The following is a 4,057-nucleotide window of genomic DNA, read 5'->3' on the forward strand; positions in this document are numbered from 1 at the left end:
CCCCCGTCGCCCCGAGCCCCGCGCCGTGAGCTTCATGGCGCTGGCCCAGAAGGGCGAGGACCTGTACGGCACCCTGGACACGACCGAGGGCCGCATCGTCGTGCGCCTGTTCTCCCGGGATGCGCCGAAGACGGTGGAGAACTTCGTTGGGCTCGCCACGGGCGAGAAGGAGTGGAAGCACCCCATCACCAGCGCGGTCATGCACGGCCGCCCGCTCTACGACGGGACGCTCATCTTCCGGTGCATCAAGGACTTCATGATCCAGGGCGGGGATCCGAGCAGCCGTGGCAACGGCGGGCCCGGCTTCCGGTTCGAGGATGAGTTCCTGAGCGACCGGCGTTTCGACAAGAAGGGTGTTCTGGCCATGGGCAACACGGGCCCCAACACCAACGGCAGTCAGTTCTTCATCACCGCGGCACCCACCCCCCACCTCAACAACCGACACACCATCTTCGGCGAGGTGGTGGAAGGGCAGGACGTGGTGGACCGCATCGCCAACGAGCTTCCCAAGGACTCGAACGACCGTCCCCGCCGGGACGTGCGCATCCAGACGTTGACCATCTCCACGGCGCGGCCCTAAGCAGCCCCTCGTCGCCCCGTTCTTCGCGGTACCGTCGTTTCCCCGGGGCCTTCCCGCAGCAGTCGGAAGGCCCACTGATCATCTCCGGAAGTATGGCCTCCCAGTCCTCGCAGAAGAAACCTCGCGCCGGCTTCGCCGCGCTCATCGGCCGGCCCAACGTGGGCAAGAGCACGTTGCTCAACGCGCTCACGGGCGAGAAGATCGCCATCGTCTCGCCCAAGCCGCAGACCACCCGCAACCGCATCCTGGGCGTGGTGACGCGTCCGGAGGGGCAGGTGGCCTTCCTCGACACGCCCGGCATCCACCAGGCCAAGGGAGAGCTCAACCGCTACATGGTGGAGGCCGCCCTCTCCGCGGCCGAGGAAGTGGACCTGGTCCTCTTCCTCATCGAGCCGCCGGCCGGTGAAACCATCGACGTGACGCCGGGCAACCGCGCCATCCTCGAGCGGCTGCAGAAGGTGGGCAAGCCCACCTTCCTGGTCATCAACAAGATCGACGCCATCCCGAAGGAGAAGCTCCTGCCGCTGATCTCGCTGTACGGCGAGCAGTTCCCCTTCGCGGAGGTGGTGCCCATCTCCGCCCGGGAAAAAGACGGCGTGGAGCACCTGTTCCAGGTGGTGCTGGGACACCTGCCGGAGGGCGAGCCGCTCTTCGCAGAGGACATGCTCACCGACCAGCAGGAGCGCGTGCTGGTGGCCGAGTACATCCGCGAGCAGGTGCTGCGGCACTGCCGGCAGGAGATTCCATACTCCACCGCGGTGCTGGTGGACGTGTTCGACGAATCCGAGCGCGAGCCGCGCCCCGGCACGCCCCCGGGCCAGCTGGGCGGCCTCATCCGCATCGCGGCGTCCATCTACGTGGAGCGCGACAGCCAGAAGGCCATCCTGATTGGCAAGCAGGGGCAGATGCTGAAGCTCATTGGCACGGACGCTCGCAAGTCGGTGCAGCGCCTGCTGGGCGCGCACGTGTACCTGGACCTGCGCGTGCGCGTGGAGGCCCGGTGGAGCGAGCGCGCCGCGGGCCTGCGGAAGCTGGGTTACGAGTGATGCGGCCGTCGTCGTTCGTGTGGTCGCCGTTCTTGTTGTCGCCGTTGTTGCCGTCGCTGTCGAAAGAGACTCCATGAAGCCGCTGGTCGCCATTGTCGGTCGCCCCAACGTGGGCAAGAGCACGCTGTTCAACCGCCTGGTGGGCCGCCGCGTCGCGCTCGTGCAGGACGAGCCGGGCGTCACCCGCGACCGGCACTACGCCGACGCGGACTGGGAAGGCCGGATCTTCACGCTCATCGACACGGGCGGCTTCGTCCCCGGTGAGAAGGACTCGCTGCTCAAGCAGGTGCGCGAGCAGGCGCAGTTCGCCGTGGAGGAGTGCGACGTCATCATCTTCGTCGTCGACGCCCGCGTGGGCATGTCCACCGCGGACGAGGCCGTCGCCAACTACCTGCGCAAGAGCGGCAAGCCCGTGGTCGTCGCGGCCAACAAGCTCGACAATGAGACGGGGCTGATGCAGTCGCTGGCGGGCGAGTTCTTCCGCCTGGGCCTGGGCGACGTGCAGGGCATCTCCGCCGAGCACAACCTGGGCATGGGCAGCCTGATGGACTCCGTCGTGGCGAAGCTCGCCCCGAAGGTGGAGGGCGAGGACGCCGAGGCGCCCCCCGACGACGGGAAGATCCGCGTCGCCATCATCGGCCGGCCCAACGTGGGCAAGAGCACCCTGGTCAACGCCATCCTCAAGGAGAAGCGCGTCGTCGTCAGCGAGATCGCTGGCACCACGCGCGACCCCATCGACTCCGAGGTGACGTACAAGGGCAACGAGCTCATCCTCACGGACACCGCGGGCATCCGGCGCAAGAAGACCATCGCGCACCAGGTGGAGCAGTACTCCGTCATCGCGGCGCTCAAGGTGCTGGAGCGCAGCGACGTGGCGGTGCTCCTGATGGACGCCACCGAACCGGCCGTGGATCAGGACGCGAAGCTGGCGGGCCTGTCCATGGACCGCGGCCGCGCGCTGGTCATCGTGGTGAACAAGTGGGACCTCATCGCGGAGGACAAGCGCAAGCAGGACGCGTTCCGTGACGACCTGAAGATCGCCCTGAAGTTCGTGGGCTACGCGCCGGTCATCTTCACGTCCGCCCTCCATGGCTCCAAGGTGGAGAAGGTGGTGGACGTGGCGGTGGAGCTGGCCAAGCAGTTCCGCTTCCGGGCCCCCACGCCGCAGCTCAACCGGCTGCTGGACTACATGGTGGACAACAACCCGGCGCCCATCGTGAAGAGCAAGCCGCTGCGCCTGTACTACATCGCCCAGGTGGCGGCGGCGCCGCCGACGTTCGCGCTCACGTGCAACGCGCCGGAAGGCGTGCCGGACATGTACAAGCGCTACATCACCAACCAGATCCGCAAGACGTTCGATCTGCGCGTTCCCATCCGGCTGCTCTTCCGCGAGCGCCCGGGCAAGGCCAAGCGCGAGGCGCGCAAGAACCCGAACCTGGCCAACAAGGGCAAGGGCGGGAAGCGGGCGGGGCGCGACTGACCGCGCACGTTCGTTGACACTCCCAGCGGGCGCTCTTTACAGTGCGCCGCTTTCGCAAGCGAAGAGCACCGTCGAGCCGAGAGAGGTCCCCTCACCGTGGCCCAGCAGAAGACCGAGAAGATTCGCCAGCAGGAGCTTCGTCAGCCGGACGCCTTCCAGAAGGCGGGAGCGGACGCGCGCGACTGGCTGATGCAGCGCCAGAAGTTCCTCGCCATCGGTGCCGGTGTCCTGGTGCTGGGCGCGGTGGGTGCCGCCATCGCCAGCGAGGTCTCCAAGCGCGGCGAGGAGACGGCCTCCATGCAGTTCGGCCAGACGCTCACCGTGCTGGATCGCCCCGTGACGGGCGTGGACCCCGCGGACCCCACGTCCACGGAGCCCCCGTTCGCGACGGTGCAGGCCCGGGACGAGGAGATCGTCCGCTCGCTGTCGGCCTTCCGCAAGGAGCACGACGGCACGCGCGCGGCCACGACGGCGGCCCTGGCGCAGGCGAAGGCCGAGTTCCGGCTGGGCAGGTACGACGACTCGCTGGCGTCCCTGGCCACGTTCCTCAAGGGCGTGCCGGAGAACGACGCCCTGCGCGCGGGCGCCCTGGAGGGTCAGGGCTACGCCTATGAGGCCAAGGGTGACTTCGCCAACGCCATCACCTCCTTCGAACAGATGGAGAAGGCGGACGCGGGCGAGTACCTGGCCGGCATGGGCCAGTACCACAAGGCGCGCATGCTGATCCTTCAGGGCAAGAAGGACGACGCCGCGCAGGTGCTGTCGAAGATCCCCACCGACCACCCGAACAGCGCCGCGGCCCGTCAGGCCACCGAGCGCATGGCGGTGCTGGCCTCCGAAGGCGTGAAGGTGCCCACGCCGGCGCCGCCGCCGGCCGCCGCCACGCCGGATGCGGGGTAACCCTCCGCTATGACCATGCGGCGCGCTCGGTGGAAGCAGTGGGTGGGGGTG

The 4,057-nt window shown here is 68.3% G+C and carries 4 protein-coding genes; all 4 read left to right on the plus strand.

The features are described from left to right. Nucleotides 1-580, plus strand: a 580-nt coding sequence (locus D7Y13_RS39375; protein ID WP_279637173.1) for a peptidylprolyl isomerase, incomplete at its 5' end; no start/stop codon positions are given. Between the two features lie 92 nt (nucleotides 581-672). Further along, entirely contained in the window at nucleotides 673-1,626 is a 954-nt protein-coding gene (era, locus tag D7Y13_RS39380; RefSeq protein ID WP_120538144.1) for a GTPase Era, read from the plus strand. A gap of 73 nt (nucleotides 1,627-1,699) precedes the next feature. Continuing rightward, complete coding sequence (gene der / locus D7Y13_RS39385) at nucleotides 1,700-3,106, plus strand: ribosome biogenesis GTPase Der (protein WP_120538145.1); 1,407 nt, start codon at nucleotides 1,700-1,702, stop codon at nucleotides 3,104-3,106. Nucleotides 3,107-3,202: 96 nt separating this feature from the next. Then, nucleotides 3,203-4,006, plus strand: a complete 804-nt coding sequence (locus D7Y13_RS39390) for a tetratricopeptide repeat protein (protein ID WP_120538146.1) — start codon at nucleotides 3,203-3,205, stop codon at nucleotides 4,004-4,006. Nucleotides 4,007-4,057: the final 51 nt, after the last annotated feature.

Origin of the sequence: Corallococcus praedator (assembly GCF_003612125.1) — a bacterium.
In the GTDB taxonomy this organism is placed as follows: Bacteria; Myxococcota; Myxococcia; order Myxococcales; family Myxococcaceae; genus Corallococcus; species Corallococcus praedator.